A 14723-nucleotide genomic window follows, 5' to 3' on the forward strand; every position below is an offset into this window, starting at 1 on the left:
TGTTCCCATAAGGTAAACAGAAGTTAATGCTAATAAAAAAGGGTGTCAATAAAATTGACACCCTTTTTGGTATATTGTAGAAAAAAATATTAATATCCTCCTCTGTTTCCACCACCACGGTTTTCTCCACCACGGCTGTTTCCACCACCATAACCACCGCGTGAATCTCCACCACGACTGTTATTGTTAAAACTTCTTCTTTCTCCTTCTGGTTTTGGCTCAGATTTGTTAACCACAATTGCACGTCCTTGAACAGTTGCACCGTTCAATTCATCAATCGCTTTTTGAGCTTCATCATCATTTGTCATTTCAACAAAACCGAATCCTTTACTTCTTCCAGTAAATTTATCAGTAATAATTTTTACAGAATCAACTGCACCATAAGCCTCGAAAGACTCTCTTAAATCTGCTTCCTCAATACTGAATGGAAGGCTTCCAACAAAAATATTCATATGTACTTATTTATAATATGCAACAAATATACTCCAATTTTTTTATAACCCACTATAAATTAGCTTATTTATGTTTTTATTTTATTTCGAAAACACATAAAAAAACATAAAGTGCACTAATATAGGGATACAATATCCACCCTCTTCCTTAATTTGCTGATGCTTGCGCAATTAACGGCACCTTATAAAAAACTCCTTGTTGAAAATTCAAAAGCGGTCCCGCCAATGGATTATTGTAACTATTCTCCGCGTTAAATTTAAAAGTACCTGACACTGTACTATTAATGAGATCATATTCTGTTATTACAATCTGACCGTCTCCTTTCCCTATACCAGTAGCAAAAGTTAATGTACCATTAGCATCTGTTAACACGTATATAGCAGATTTACTATCGCTGGTTCCCAATAAATAGGTTCCCTTAGCGGTCGAAGTCGTTTTCAACGTAATTATTTCATTTCCTGAATAGCCCTTAATGACTAGAGATCCATTACTACCTAAAGTAGCTGTAGACACTATAGCTCTCCAAAAGACATTGTCTTTTATTCCTTGAAACGAAGGATTATTAAACCTTACATCTTCCTGACAGGAGACTAAAGTAAAAAGCACGATAATAAAAAGAAAAGATTTTTTCATAAAATAAGTCTTTAAACAAACAAAAGTATGCAATTGACAGATAAATACACCCTATTATTACAAATAAAATATAGCAAAAAACAGCATAACATATTCTAATTCATAATAATAACAAGCTATTGGCATATTAAAATAAATAGTATATCTTTGCACCCTTAATTAACAGAGGTCGAGTACCTCAAAATTTAATCATTTAGATTATGTCAGTAAAAATTAGATTACAAAGACACGGTAAAAAAGGAAAACCTTTTTACTGGGTTGTAGCAGCAGATGCTCGCTCAAAAAGAGACGGTAAATACTTAGAGAAAATCGGTACTTACAATCCAAACACAAACCCAGCAACTATCGACTTAAACCTTGATAGTGCAGTTAGATGGTTGCACAATGGTGCTCAACCAACAGAAACTGCTAAAGCAATTCTTTCTTACAAAGGAGCTTTATTGAAACATCACCTTGATGGTGGTATTCGTAAAGGTGCCTTAACTCAAGAACAAGCTGATGCAAAATTAGCTACTTGGTTAGAAGCTAAAACTGGAACAGTTGACGCTAAGAAAGATGGTCTAACTAAAGCGCAAGCTGATGTTAAAGCAAAAGCTTTCAAAGCAGAACAAGATGTAAACGCAAAACGTTTAGCTGCTGCAGCTAAAGCGGAGGCGGATGCTATTGCAGCTGCTGCTCCTGCTGTTGAAGAAGTTGCTGAAGTTGAAGCTTCAACTGAAGAAACTCCTGCTGCAGAAGAAAACAACGAAGAAACTCAAGCATAAATTTATAAGCGAAGATGCGTAAAGAAGATTGTTTCTACTTAGGTAAAATCGCCAAAAAATTTAGTTTTAAAGGGGAAGTCCTTGCCTATTTAGACACGGATGAACCAGAGTTATACGAAAACTTGGAATCAGTGTTTGTTGAATGCAACAAACACTTGGTTCCTTTTTTTATTGAAAATAGCTCTTTGCACAAAAACGATTTCCTAAGAATTCGTTTTGAAGACATGAATACTGAAGAAGATGCCGATGCCATTATGGGTAACGACATCTATCTCCCTCTAAATATGTTGCCAAAACTAAGCGGTAACAAATTCTACTATCACGAAGTTATTGGCTTTGAAGTTGAAGACAAACGCCTTGGTGTTGTTGGAAAAATCGAATCTATAAATGACTCCACTGCTCAACCACTTTTTGAAGTTTTAAACGGCGATGTTGAAATTCTGATTCCAATGATTGACCATTTCCTTATCAAAATTGACAGAGAAAATAAAAAAGTCATCATGGATCTTCCAGAAGGACTTATTGAAATGTACCTATAGAGTGAATTTTTGAACCATTAAGAAATTAAGGTTCATTAAGTTTTTTCCATACCCCTATTAATTTCTTACTGGTTTAATCTTTAAAATCTTCGTTTTGTCTAAATTCCAATTCAAACAATTTACTGTAGAACAAGATCGCTGTGCCATGAAAATTGGAACTGATGGTGTCTTATTAGGCGCTTGGACTCCAACAACCAACAATCCGTCTAGCATTTTAGATATTGGCGCAGGTACAGGAATAATTGCTTTGATGCTTGCCCAACGAAGCAATGCTGAACAAATTGACGCTTTAGAAATTGATGAAGAAGCCTACGAACAAGCGATGGATAATTTTGAAAACTCCCCTTGGAGCGATCGTTTATTCTGCTTTCATGCCGGCTTAGATGAATTTGTCGAAGAACCTGAAGACGAATATGATGTAATCGTATCTAATCCCCCATTTTATTCTGAAGACTACAAAACAGAAAGCGAACAAAGAGATTTGGCTCGTTTTCAAGACGCGCTGCCATTTGAAGATTTAATAGAAGCAGCCGATTTATTACTTTCTGAAAACGGAATATTTTCTGTTATTATTCCTTTTAAAGAAGAAGAGAATTTCGTGGCTTTAGCCAAAGAAATGGAGCTTTATCCTATAAAAATTACTCGCGTAAAAGGAACTCCAACCACCGAAATCAAACGCAGCCTGTTGGTTTTTAGCCGAAACGAAATTATAGACTTCCCTATTGACGAATTAATTATCGAAACAGCACGACATATTTACACTCCAGAATATATAGAATTGACTAAGGAGTTTTATTTGAAGATGTAAATAAATTATTGGAAGCAAGCAAATATACTTTCTCAATACGTATTTTTATTTTCGTTAATATTAATTAATTGCGACTTAATTTCACTTGGTAAAGGATGATTTACAAGTTGGTCGTCCCAATAGTTTGACCTATAAAAACTTCTATCTTTATCAATAAATGATTTATATTTTTCAGGTATTTTATTATCTGTAATGATTTCATCTGTAATAAAAATTTCTGTTACTGTTTCTACACTATTAAACTTCCCTTTAACATTAGTTTTGATCATTTTTTTATCACTATAAAAAGTATAAGCAGGGCGCCGCGTATTTCCACTTCCTGTCCATCGTTCAATTTGTTTGCTTTTTCCGGAAAACTTCCAAAACAATATTTTTATTGCTTCGTCTCCTTCAAAACTTCTTGTCTCGCTAATCTCGGCAGGAATATTATTTTCATCATAAATAACATAACCTACCTTTTTTCCTTCATCATAAAGATCTCCCAAATTATTTTTTATATGCTCCACTTTAAGGTAATTCTTTCCTCTTTTCAACATATCGTTTTTTGGAAGGAATGAAACACTTAAATACTCATCTAATGATGAAATCCTAATAATCCTTGATTTCTGTTTAATGCTATCTATTCTAAATGTTCTATAATTCGTAAAGAAATTTTTTACTCCAGTATCAAAGTCATTCTCTATAGTCGCATAAGGCATGTGATATTCCACTAAACCATCACCGTATTTCACTAATTTACCGTTTACCAACTGCCAACTCCTAAAAAACCCTTTTAAGGTGTAATAATCATTTAAACCATGCGCCTTTACCACAACATCATTTAATTGTATAGCCTCATTCTTCTTTAAATAAATAAAACTAGGAACTTCATTCAAATTATATTCCAAAGAGAAATAATCAGCATTATACGCCAAGACACTTTTAATACCACCTTGTTGCAATAAATGTATATCCAAATCAAATTTCCCCGTAGCGTTAGTATTACCAATACAACTTCCGTTTTCAGAAAAAATTTGCAATCCCACTATTGGTTTTTTACTTGATTCGTCTAAAAAAGTAACCGTAGCCTTTTGACCATAGGTATATAAATGAATAAACAAGGAAACTAGTACCGCGAGATTTTTCATTTTTATCAATATTAAAGATTCCATTTAATAGTTTAATTTATGCCGTTTTCACATTCTAGAAAACCTCATTAAATCCATCACATTTTTTTTTCAAATCTAAACTTTGCAAAAGAAAAAAAATGTTAATTTTATAAGAAATTTACCTGCTTTATAAAAAATATTTTCATGCTGTTTTAAAAATATAACATTTACCATTGGTTTTGTTATATTTCTTTATGTAAATTTGTGAGGTAAAAAAGAACAATCAAGCAATTAGCCTTAATTTTATTCTCACGAAAGAATACTATTCCTTTGCTACTGCAATACTATTATAAAAAAGCTCAATATGAAACCAGACTTATTTCAATCTCCAGATTATTATAACCTAGATGATTTACTAAACGAAGAACACAAATTAGTTCGTGATTCTGCTCGCGCATGGGTAAAACGTGAAGTATCACCCATTATAGAAGAATATGCTCAAAGAGCAGAATTCCCAAAACAAATTATTAAAGGTTTAGGTGAAATAGGTGGTTTTGGCCCATACATTCCTGTGGAATATGGCGGAGCTGGACTTGACCAAATCTCATACGGATTAATTATGCAAGAAATTGAACGTGGTGATTCAGGAGTACGTTCTACTTCCTCTGTACAATCTTCTTTGGTTATGTATCCTATTTGGAAATATGGTAATGAAGAACAACGCATGAAATACCTTCCTAAACTAGCTACTGGTGAATTCATCGGTTGTTTTGGTTTGACCGAACCTAATTATGGTTCAGATCCTGGAAGCATGATTACCAACTTTAAAGATATGGGTGACCATTATTTATTGAATGGTGCCAAAATGTGGATTTCAAACGCTCCATTTGCAGATATCGCTGTTGTTTGGGCAAAAAATGAAGAAGGAAGAATTCACGGACTTATCGTAGAACGCGGTATGGAAGGCTTCACTACACCAGAAACACATAACAAATGGTCACTTCGCGCTTCATCGACAGGTGAATTAATCTTTGATAACGTAAAAGTACCGAAAGCAAATTTATTGCCTAACAAATCTGGATTAGGAGCGCCACTTGGCTGCTTGGATTCAGCACGTTATGGTATTGCCTGGGGAGCTATTGGTGCCGCCATGGACTGTTATGACACTGCACTTCGCTACGCTAAAGAAAGAATTCAGTTTGACAAACCAATTGCTGGGACACAATTACAACAAAAGAAATTAGCTGAAATGATCACAGAGATCACTAAAGCACAATTATTGACTTGGAGATTGGGAGTTTTAAGAAATGAAGGAAGAGCAACAACGGCTCAGATTTCAATGGCTAAAAGGAATAATGTCGACATGGCAATTAACATTGCGCGTGAAGCAAGGCAAATATTAGGAGCAATGGGAATAATCGGGGATTATTCGATCATGCGTCATATGATGAATTTAGAATCTGTAATCACGTATGAAGGTACACACGATATTCATTTATTAATTACTGGTATGGATATTACAGGAATTCCTGCTTTTAAATAGTATTAAACGACTATTAAAGTATCTATAAAATTGATAGCAAAAGCTTCTTGGAAACAAGAAGCTTTTTTATATTTACAGCAAAATAACACCTATGAATATTCAAAATATAAACAACGCGATTGAACCACAAAAAAAGATCCTGTTGCAGCACCCTTTATACGCAAAAGTAAAAACAATCGAAGATTTGAAGTCTTTCTTAGAAAGCCATGTATTTGCCGTTTGGGATTTTATGTCTTTACTAAAAGCATTACAGTCTAAACTAACCTGCACTACAACTCCTTGGTTTGCTACTAAAAATCCAGAAACAAGGTACTTAATCAACGAAATCGTACTGGCAGAAGAATCTGACCTTACTCTTGATGGTCGCAGACAAAGTCATTATGAAATGTACATCGAAGCCATGCACGATTGTGGTGCAAGCGCGCTTGAAATTGAAAATTTCCTGGCAGAAATAAATTCGTTACAAAATATCTTTGTAGCTATAAAGACTAGTAATTTACATCCCAACATTAAAGCATTTCTAGATTTCACCTTTAGCGTTATAGAACAAGGTAAACCACATGAAATTGCAGCTGCCTTTACCTTTGGAAGAGAAGATTTAATCCCGAGTATGTTTACGGAAATCCTTAAAAATTTTCAAACTAATTTTCCTGATACTGATTTAAGAAAATTGATTTATTATTTCGAAAGACATATCGAATTAGATGCTGATGAGCATGGACCTATGGCGATGAAGATGATTACTGAACTATGTGGCGAGGATGCTCAAAAATGGACTGAGGTTGAAGAAATATCGGTGGTGGCATTAGAAAAAAGAATTGGTCTTTGGGATGCTATCGAAGAAACCATTACAATGAAAGTCGAGATGGTATAATCCTCTTCAATCCAATGACACCTGATTTTCGTACGTATTATTACAATTGATTACTAATATGTATCGTTATGAAAAACAAAATTAAAATCACAATAGTTACTTTTTTAGCACTGTTTGCTGTAAGTTGTAGTACCGAGAGTCCGATTACTGAAACCAGACTAACATCTATAGCACAGCAAAACACAGCTAACGAATTGCCAGAACCAATCCCAGTTGTAAAAACCCGAGCCAACCCAATACAATATTTGGCTCTTGGCGATAGTTATACCATTGGACAAAGTGTTTGCGAAAGTTGCAGATTTCCAGTACAGTTAAAACAAAGTTTACAGAACACGAACGTAAATAACAGTTTCACTCTAAAAATAATTGCACAAACAGGATGGACAACCACTAATTTACTTTCGGCAATTAACAGTCAGAACTTGATGCCGGACTATGATTTGGTTACCTTATTAATTGGTGTCAACAATCAATATCAGCACAAGTCCTTTTCTATATACGAAAAAGAATTTCCTGAGCTAGTAAACAAAAGCATTGCTCTTGCAAAAGGGAATAAAGCCAACCTAATTGTGGTATCCATTCCAGATTATGCATTTACCCCGTTTGGTCAAGGTTCAAGAACTTCCTCTTCTATTTCTCTTGAAATCGACGCTTATAATGCTTTCGCAAAGAAATATTGCGAAGAAAACAGCATACGGTTTATAAACATCACCGACATAACACGAAAAGGACTAACGAATAAGAATTTAGTGGCACAAGACGGCCTGCATCCTTCTGAAGAAGCCTATCGTTTGTTTGTGGAAAGAATCTCGCCTAAGGCTGCGGGTTCTCTCAATAACTAAAAAAAGCGTCACATTTAATTGTGACGCTTTTTTTAGTTTTCTGGAGCTAGTTCTAATTCTAGTCCTTCTAAACTTTCGGTGATTGGAATTTGACATCCCAATCGGCTATTTGGTTTGACATAAAACGCCTCTGAGAGCATCGCTTCTTCATCATCTCCCATTTCTGGCAATGGAACATCGTTAAGCACATAACATTGACAAGAAGCACACATTGCCATTCCGCCACAAGTTCCTTCTACCGGAAGTTCATATGCTTTACATAGTTCCATGATATTCATGGCCATATCTGTGGGAGCCTGCAATTCATGCACTACTCCTTCTCTATCTTTAATTTTTATTAATACATCCATTAATTGTGAATTAGTTGTAAGTTAAACGGTTTTGCATGAGTGATAGTAGCTAGCTACCGAAGTAGCGCGAATAGCACGACCGTTTTCAGAAAAAAGGCCTATCACCATAAAGTGAATTAGCCTTTTTTCTAAAAACGGTCATGTCCAAAAAATTTATAGGATGTTCACAACAGTTTCTATTTGTGGAGCAAACTTTTTAATAGTCGTTTCGACTCCAGCTCTCAATGTCATTTGGTTTACACTACAACTCGTGCAGGCGCCTTCTAGTCTAACTTTAACATGCTTGCCTTCTTCGATGGAAATTAAAGTGATATCTCCACCGTCTGAATTCAAAAAGGGTCTGATTTCCTCTAGTGCTTTTTGAACTTCTGTTGTTAATTCTTCTGTTGTCATATCTTTTAAATGTGATAATTTAGATAATGTGATAATTAGATATTTCCTGTATCCTGTCAATTAGTTCATTTTCTAATCAACACATTTTCTAATTTTCTAATTATTTTTTAACTGCTGAACAGCCCGCCATTGTTGTAATCTTAACGGCTTCTGAAGCAGGTAAATTTTCATTTCGTTTTACTGTTTCCTGTACAACATTACGAGTCACTTCGTCAAAAATATGCTCCACTGCAGATGCAGTTTGCATTGCTGCAGGACGACCGTAATCTCCGGCTTCGCGGATTGATTGTACAATAGGTATTCCTCCTAAGAATGGAACGTCTAGGTCTTCTGCTAAGTTTTTTGCTCCGTCTTTTCCAAAAAGATAATACTTGTTGTCAGGTAATTCTTCAGGTGTAAAATAAGCCATGTTTTCTATAATTCCTAAAACAGGAACATTAATCGCCTCAGACATGAACATAGAAACTCCTTTTTTGGCATCGGCCAAAGCTACTGCTTGTGGTGTACTTACTACTACTACTCCAGTTATTGGCAAAGATTGAACGATCGAAAGGTGAATATCTCCAGTTCCTGGAGGTAGATCGATTAACATGAAATCTAGTTCTCCCCAATCAGCATCAAAAATCATTTGGTTCAACGCTTTTGAAGCCATTGGCCCTCTCCAGATCACCGCTTGACTAGGTGCAGTAAAAAACCCTATTGATAGTATTTTTACTTCGTAGCTTTCTACCGGCTTCATTTTAGATTTACCGTCAACCACTACAGAAACTGGTTTTTCGTTTTCTACATCAAACATGATTGGCATAGAAGGACCGTAGATATCAGCGTCTAAAACACCAACACTGAATCCCATTTTTGTCAATGTTACCGCTAGATTTGCAGTAACTGTAGATTTACCTACACCACCTTTACCTGAGGCAACAGCGATTATATTTTTTATTCCTGGAATAGCTTTTCCTTTTATTTGATTTGGATTTTCAGCTACAGCTGCTTCCACTTTAGTATTTACTTTCACTTTAGCTTCTGGAGAAACTAAATCATGAATGGTTTTTTTAATGTCTTCTTCCGCACGTTTCTTGATGTGCATCGCTGGGGTGTGCAAAACTAAATCAACAACAACCTCATCTCCAAAAGTGACTACGTTTGCAACTGCTCCGCTTTCCACCATATTCTTTCCTTCTCCAGCTATAGTAATTGTTTCTAAAGCTTTAAGAATTTCTTTTCTATCTAATTTCATTATAATTGTACTATTTTCAATTGGTAATTACAGTTGAAACGTTATCTTTATTTAAACTGATTTCAGATTGTAAAGATACTATGAAAAGTTCTTAAAATAAAGGAATTGGATTGGATTTATTGATGGGGCGATAAGGCAAAATTTGACAAGAAAAAAACCCGACTAGCTTTGAATCGCTGTCGGGTAAAACTTAAAAATTTTTACAACCAATTATTCGTATTTTAAATATTTTAGAACATCAACTTTTGTTGCTTGATAGGCTTTAGACAAAACAACTATTAAAGTGAGAACCATTAAAGCCAGAAATCCAAGAATAAAGGGGTAAATAGAAATGTCTATTCGATAAGCGAAGTTTTCTAACCATTTATTCAATAAATAATAAACAGGAAACAACGCTATTACAAACCCGATTACACAGTACAAAATGTATTGCTTAGACAGCTCTTTGAGCAACATATTCGTATCTGCGCCTAATGCTTTCCTAATCGCAATTTCTTTGATTCTTGTTTGTATTGAATAAGAAGCTAAAGCATATAATCCAAAAAGTGCTATACCAATTACTATTATATTTAGCAGTAAAAACAAATCTTTTTGTTTAACATAAGGCTCATAAGTTCTAGCATATTCTTTATCAACAAAATCGTATTTAAATGGATATTCATTTCCAACATTAGTCGTCCAAAATTTTTCAATATCTGCAATTGTATTTTGTGCATCCTCTGATTTTAGTTTTACATAAACCAAATTCATATCCTCAGCGAAGTCTAGTGTTTTTATATGGAAAAAAGTCATTGGCGGTATTGCTACTTCAGGACTTAATAGATTGAAGTCTTTGACTACCCCTACAATTTTTAACTTTTGATTTCTAATCAGCACTTCTTTTCCTACTGGATCCTTCATTCCTAATAATTTCGCTGCAGTTTCATTAATCAACAAAGAATTGATAGTATCCGAAGCTAATTTTTCATCAAAATTTCTCCCCTTAACCATTTTTATTTTCAGCATTTCTAGCATCCCAAAATCGACTGCAGCATGCTTTACTTTGAAGAGCACATCCTTGTACAAAAGTGGAAACAATGAATTATCTGAACCATCAAATGACATCACTCCTGCTGACACACTCTCAACCCCTTTAATTTTATTCAATTGTTGCTTGGTAACCGTATATTTATTATAAATATTTCTTTCAATATTTTCTCCTTCATAATAAGAATTTGGAAAATTTAATCCGATTGCAATCACTTGATCGCCTTTGAATCCACGATCTTTATTACTTAAATAGTTAACTTGTTGATACACGATATGAGATCCAACGATAAAAAAGGAGGCAATTGAAAACTGAAAAATCAACATTCCGTTTCTTAACCAAACACCATTTTTACTTCTTCCAAAATTACCTTTAAGAACCTTTAATAGTTCAAAACTAGAAATATAAATTGATGGCAAAAACCCTGCTGCTACCACTGTAATTATGAAAACCAAAATTATCTCTACATAAAACTGACTCCCATTAGTGATTAGATCTTTATTTAAAAAATTATTATAATATGGTAATGTAAGCTCTACAATTACCAAAGCCAATAAAATAGAAAATAAGCATGTAAGAATGGTTTCAAAAAGAAACTGTCTAATAATATTTCCCATTGAAGCGCCCAAAACCTTACGAACGCCGATTTCCTTTGCACGATTTATACCATTAGCAGTAGCCATATTGACATAATTGACAATAGATAAAATGAGGATTAAAATAGATAGTCCAGCCATAATTAGCAAAAATTGGTAATTTCCTCGACCTTCTGGATAACCGTCTGCAACAGAATTTAATCTTGCTTGTGAAAGCGGCTCCATGAATACTGTAAAGTGTCCTATTTTCTTTTCCATTTCGTCAGGAGTAAATCCAGCCTGACTCGCTTCTCTTACAATGATTTCATCGTAATACACCTTCTCCAACATCCTTTTAATAGCTTCGACTTTAGAAGGATCTTTGACCTTTACAAGCACTTTGAAATTAAAAACCCCCATCTGATTATTGGGGTCCAATAGCTTTTTCATCCTATTAACAATAACCGTTGGAGCTATAGAGGAATTTCCCGGAATATGATAAACAGCTCGCACAATACAGATGGCATCAAAACAACTGACTTCTTTGCCTATTGGATTTTCATCACCAAATATTCTCTTTGCCGTAACATCTGAAATTGCAATACTCCCATCATCTTTTAATGCTGACACTGCATCTCCTTTACTAATTTTAAAAGGAAAAATGGCGAAAAAATCACGATCTACATTGATCATTTTATCTACAAATTCTTTTTTTCCTTTATATACTATCATCCCTTTTTTATACCAACTATCTCCATATACAACATTTTGGACGTTGGGGTCAGCTTCTAAAAAAGATTTTAACGAAAATGGATGCTCTCCTCTAACTGGAGTGTCTGTCAATTGGACTAGTACCTGATAAACATTCTTATTGTTTGGATTCCAAGCATCATACGAATGCTCGTCATTCCAATATAACAAAGCGAAAATCAATCCCGCAATACCAATACTCAATCCCAAAACATTGAGAAACGAAAACAGTTTGTTTTGCTTGAGGTGGTAAATAAATATTTTTATCCAGTTGTTTAACATCGTTTATTTGTTTTAAAAAATTAATCGGCTATAAAAGCCTTTCTAAGTTGCCTAGTATAGTTTTTACAACCAATTATTCGTATTTTAAATATTTTAAAACGTCAACTTTTGTTGCTTGATAGGCTTTAGACAAAACAACTATTAAAGTGAGTAACATTAAAGCCAGAAATCCAAGTATAAAGGGATAAATAGAAATTTCTATTCGATAAGCAAAATTCTCAAGCCATTTATTTAGCGAATAGTAAGCTGGAAATACGGCTATTAAAAACCCAATTATACAGTACAAAATGTATTGCTTAGACAGCTCTTTGAGTAACCTATTCGTATCTGCGCCTAATGCTTTCCTAATCGCAATTTCTTTCATGCGCCTTTGTATGGAGTAAGAAGCCAAAGCAAACAATCCGAAAAGAGCAATACCAATAACGACTACATTTAGTACTGAAAAGATGTTTTTTTGTTTAACATAACTTTCATATGTTCTGGCATATTCTTTATCTACAAAATCATATTTAAACGGGTATTCTTTATCAACTGTCCTCCAAAATTTCTCGATATTCCCAATAGTATTTACCATAGTATCAGAATCCAGTTTAATGAACACTTTGTCTATATTTCTAGCTATATCTACCGTTTTTAAATGATAAAAAACAATTGGCGGTATTTTTTCTTCGGGACTTAACAGATTAAAATCTTTAATAATTCCAATAATTTTCATATTTTTTTCTCTTACCACAATTTCTTTACCAATTGGATTTTTAATGTTCATTAATTTTAGAGCAGTTTCGTTTATCATCACCGAACTAATCGTATCCGAAGCTAGTTTTCTATCAAAACCTCTACCTTTTGCTATCTTTATATTTAGCATTTCAAACATTTCAAAGTCTACAGCAATACTCTTTTCTTTAAACAGTTCTTCATTATATAAAACGGCTGTTATTGATTTATCTGAACCATCAAAGGACATAAGACCAGTTGAAACTTGCTTAATTCCTTTAATTTTGCTTAATTCTTGTTTTATGGTGGTGTATTTATTGTAAATATGTTGTCCAACATTTTCTACTTCATAATCTGACGATGAAAAATGTAACGGTACAGAAATCACTTGGTCTCCTTTAAAACCAAGGTCTCTACTGCTTAAGTATTGAACTTGTTGATACACAATGTAAGAACCAATAATAAAAAAAGCAGCAACTGCAAATTGAAAAATAAGCATTCCATTACGCAACCATATACCGTTTTTGCTTCGACCAAAATTTCCTTTTAATACTTTTAAAGTTTCAAAATTTGATACATAAATCGCTGGAAATATTCCTGCAACCAAAACTGTAGTTGTAAAAATCAGAATTAATTGCAGGTAAAATTGGTTTCCGATGAGCGTAAGATTTTTGTCTAAAAAGTTGTTATAATAAGGCATAGTTAGTTCTACAATTACTAATGCTAGTAAAATCGAAAACAAGCTTATTAAAATAGTTTCAAAAATAAATTGCCTTAGAATGTTGCCTCTAGAAGCGCCTATAATTTTACGGACTCCAACCTCTTTAGCTCGATTTATTGCATTGGCTGTTGCCAAATTCATATAATTAACAATGGATAAAATGAGAATCAAAATGGATAAACTCATCATGATTAACAAAAATTGATAATTACCTCTACCTTCAGGATAGCCATCCGCTACAGAATGCAACCTCGCTTTTGAAAGAGGCTCCATAAAAACTGTAAAATGACCGATTTTCTCAGCCATTTCCTCCGGAGTAAAGCCCGCCTCCTTTGCCACTCTTATTATAAAATCATAATTATATAGCCTTTCTAAGCTCTTTCTCAAATTTTCTATTTTTAATGGATCCTTGACTTTTATTAATAATTTAAAAGCAAAAGGTGCTTGTGAATTTGCCGTAGTCCATTCCTTCATTCTATTGAATATGATATTTGGTGCGATTGATGAATTTCCCGGAATTTGATAAACGGCTCGCACAACAAACGCGTGGTCTAAACATTTTACTTGTTTTCCGATTGGATCTTCATCTCCAAAAACTCTTTTGGCTATATCATCAGAAATAGCAATGCTTGAATCATCTTTTAAAGCTGAAATAGCATCACCTTTGATAATTTTGAAAGGGAAAAAAGAAAAGAAATTATGCTCTACATTGATTATTTTATCTATAAACTCTTTCTTTCCATTATAAATAATTTTATCCTTTTGATACCAACTGTCAGCATACATAATGCTTTCTACATTAGTGTCTTTATCTAAAACAGGTTTTAGAAATAAAGAACAATCAGACCAAACTTGACCCTCACCTATATCAACTAACACCTGATAAACATGTTCTTTTTCAGGGTTCCATTGATCATAAGAATGCTCATCATTCCAATATAACAAAGCGAAAATCAATCCCGCAATACCAATACTCAATCCCAAAACATTGAGAAACGAAAACAGTTTGTTTTGATTGAGGTGATATATAAATATTTTTATCCAGTTGTGTAACATAATTTTTAATTGATGATTTTGATTGCTTCGCCAGTTCGCCACTTTGGCTCGTGTGATGATTGAAACCGTATATT

The 14723-nt window shown here is 33.9% G+C and carries 14 protein-coding genes; 6 read left to right on the forward strand and 8 right to left on the reverse strand.

The genetic code is table 11. The features are described 5' to 3' along the window. Positions 1-89 precede the first annotated feature (89 nt). Both BLV35_RS03625 and BLV35_RS03630 read right to left on the reverse strand, forming a co-directional pair. Positions 90-452 (reverse strand): RNA recognition motif domain-containing protein, encoded by a 363-nt coding sequence (locus BLV35_RS03625; protein WP_007137132.1) that lies wholly within the window; start codon positions 450-452, stop codon positions 90-92. Positions 453-600: 148 nt separating this feature from the next. Beyond that, entirely contained in the window at positions 601-1086 is a 486-nt protein-coding gene (locus BLV35_RS03630; RefSeq protein WP_091084919.1) for a DUF6252 domain-containing protein, read from the reverse strand. A gap of 200 nt (positions 1087-1286) precedes the next feature. On the opposite strand from BLV35_RS03630, the gene BLV35_RS03635 reads away from it, so the two are divergent. The 3 genes from BLV35_RS03635 (at position 1287) to BLV35_RS03645 (ending at position 3197) form a co-directional block, all read left to right on the forward strand. Continuing rightward, positions 1287-1850, forward strand: coding sequence for a 30S ribosomal protein S16 (locus BLV35_RS03635; RefSeq protein ID WP_091084922.1), 564 nt, complete (start codon positions 1287-1289; stop codon positions 1848-1850). A gap of 14 nt (positions 1851-1864) precedes the next feature. Next, a complete protein-coding gene (gene rimM / locus BLV35_RS03640) occupies positions 1865-2389 on the forward strand; it encodes a ribosome maturation factor RimM (RefSeq protein WP_091084925.1) in 525 nt (174 codons plus the stop codon). A gap of 145 nt (positions 2390-2534) precedes the next feature. Further along, positions 2535-3197 carry a tRNA1(Val) (adenine(37)-N6)-methyltransferase gene (locus tag BLV35_RS03645; protein ID WP_091084927.1) on the forward strand — a complete coding sequence of 221 codons (663 nt, stop codon included), beginning with the start codon at positions 2535-2537 and terminating at the stop codon, positions 3195-3197. Positions 3198-3229: 32 nt separating this feature from the next. On the opposite strand, the gene BLV35_RS03650 is transcribed toward BLV35_RS03645, so the two are convergent. Beyond that, on the reverse strand, positions 3230-4324 hold the full coding sequence (locus BLV35_RS03650; RefSeq protein WP_143031831.1) for a hypothetical protein: 1095 nt from the start codon (positions 4322-4324) through the stop codon (positions 3230-3232). Positions 4325-4649: 325 nt separating this feature from the next. On the opposite strand from BLV35_RS03650, the gene BLV35_RS03655 reads away from it, so the two are divergent. The 3 genes from BLV35_RS03655 to BLV35_RS03665 all read left to right on the forward strand — a co-directional run bounded on the left by BLV35_RS03655 (position 4650) and on the right by BLV35_RS03665 (position 7544). Further along, entirely contained in the window at positions 4650-5828 is a 1179-nt protein-coding gene (locus BLV35_RS03655) for an acyl-CoA dehydrogenase family protein (protein WP_091084932.1), read from the forward strand. A gap of 91 nt (positions 5829-5919) precedes the next feature. Next, a complete protein-coding gene (locus tag BLV35_RS03660) occupies positions 5920-6702 on the forward strand; it encodes a DUF3050 domain-containing protein (RefSeq protein WP_091084934.1) in 783 nt (260 codons plus the stop codon). Between the two features lie 68 nt (positions 6703-6770). Then, positions 6771-7544 carry an SGNH/GDSL hydrolase family protein gene (locus BLV35_RS03665; RefSeq protein ID WP_091084938.1) on the forward strand — a complete coding sequence of 258 codons (774 nt, stop codon included), beginning with the start codon at positions 6771-6773 and terminating at the stop codon, positions 7542-7544. Positions 7545-7576: 32 nt separating this feature from the next. Here BLV35_RS03665 and BLV35_RS03670 read toward each other — a convergent pair whose 3' ends face one another. From BLV35_RS03670 to BLV35_RS03690, 5 genes are all read right to left on the reverse strand, one after another. Then, positions 7577-7894, reverse strand: a complete 318-nt coding sequence (locus BLV35_RS03670) for a 2Fe-2S iron-sulfur cluster-binding family protein (protein WP_091084941.1) — start codon at positions 7892-7894, stop codon at positions 7577-7579. Between the two features lie 153 nt (positions 7895-8047). Further along, positions 8048-8287, reverse strand: coding sequence for a NifU family protein (locus BLV35_RS03675; RefSeq protein WP_091084945.1), 240 nt, complete (start codon positions 8285-8287; stop codon positions 8048-8050). Between the two features lie 100 nt (positions 8288-8387). Further along, entirely contained in the window at positions 8388-9524 is a 1137-nt protein-coding gene (locus BLV35_RS03680) for an Mrp/NBP35 family ATP-binding protein (protein WP_176980563.1), read from the reverse strand. 210 nt (positions 9525-9734) lie between these two features. Further along, positions 9735-12158, reverse strand: a complete 2424-nt coding sequence (locus tag BLV35_RS03685; RefSeq protein ID WP_091084949.1) for an ABC transporter permease — start codon at positions 12156-12158, stop codon at positions 9735-9737. A gap of 73 nt (positions 12159-12231) precedes the next feature. Further along, positions 12232-14649 (reverse strand): ABC transporter permease, encoded by a 2418-nt coding sequence (locus tag BLV35_RS03690; RefSeq protein WP_091085764.1) that lies wholly within the window; start codon positions 14647-14649, stop codon positions 12232-12234. Between the last annotated feature and the right edge of the window lie 74 nt (positions 14650-14723).

Source organism: Flavobacterium gillisiae (genome assembly GCF_900107635.1).
Classification (GTDB): Bacteria; Bacteroidota; Bacteroidia; order Flavobacteriales; family Flavobacteriaceae; genus Flavobacterium; species Flavobacterium gillisiae.

Coding starts and splice junctions, on each gene's coding strand:
- BLV35_RS03670 (WP_091084941.1), bottom strand. CDS start 7,894: ATGGATGTATTAATAAAAATTAAAGATAGAGAAGGAGTAGTGCATGAA.
- BLV35_RS03675 (WP_091084945.1), bottom strand. CDS start 8,287: ATGACAACAGAAGAATTAACAACAGAAGTTCAAAAAGCACTAGAGGAA.
- BLV35_RS03665 (WP_091084938.1), top strand. CDS start 6,771: ATGAAAAACAAAATTAAAATCACAATAGTTACTTTTTTAGCACTGTTT.
- BLV35_RS03645 (WP_091084927.1), top strand. CDS start 2,535: ATGAAAATTGGAACTGATGGTGTCTTATTAGGCGCTTGGACTCCAACA.
- BLV35_RS03680 (WP_176980563.1), bottom strand. CDS start 9,524: ATGAAATTAGATAGAAAAGAAATTCTTAAAGCTTTAGAAACAATTACT.
- BLV35_RS03630 (WP_091084919.1), bottom strand. CDS start 1,086: ATGAAAAAATCTTTTCTTTTTATTATCGTGCTTTTTACTTTAGTCTCC.
- BLV35_RS03650 (WP_143031831.1), bottom strand. CDS start 4,324: ATGAAAAATCTCGCGGTACTAGTTTCCTTGTTTATTCATTTATATACC.
- BLV35_RS03660 (WP_091084934.1), top strand. CDS start 5,920: ATGAATATTCAAAATATAAACAACGCGATTGAACCACAAAAAAAGATC.
- BLV35_RS03690 (WP_091085764.1), bottom strand. CDS start 14,649: ATGTTACACAACTGGATAAAAATATTTATATATCACCTCAATCAAAAC.
- rimM (WP_091084925.1), top strand. CDS start 1,865: ATGCGTAAAGAAGATTGTTTCTACTTAGGTAAAATCGCCAAAAAATTT.
- BLV35_RS03685 (WP_091084949.1), bottom strand. CDS start 12,158: ATGTTAAACAACTGGATAAAAATATTTATTTACCACCTCAAGCAAAAC.
- BLV35_RS03625 (WP_007137132.1), bottom strand. CDS start 452: ATGAATATTTTTGTTGGAAGCCTTCCATTCAGTATTGAGGAAGCAGAT.
- BLV35_RS03635 (WP_091084922.1), top strand. CDS start 1,287: ATGTCAGTAAAAATTAGATTACAAAGACACGGTAAAAAAGGAAAACCT.
- BLV35_RS03655 (WP_091084932.1), top strand. CDS start 4,650: ATGAAACCAGACTTATTTCAATCTCCAGATTATTATAACCTAGATGAT.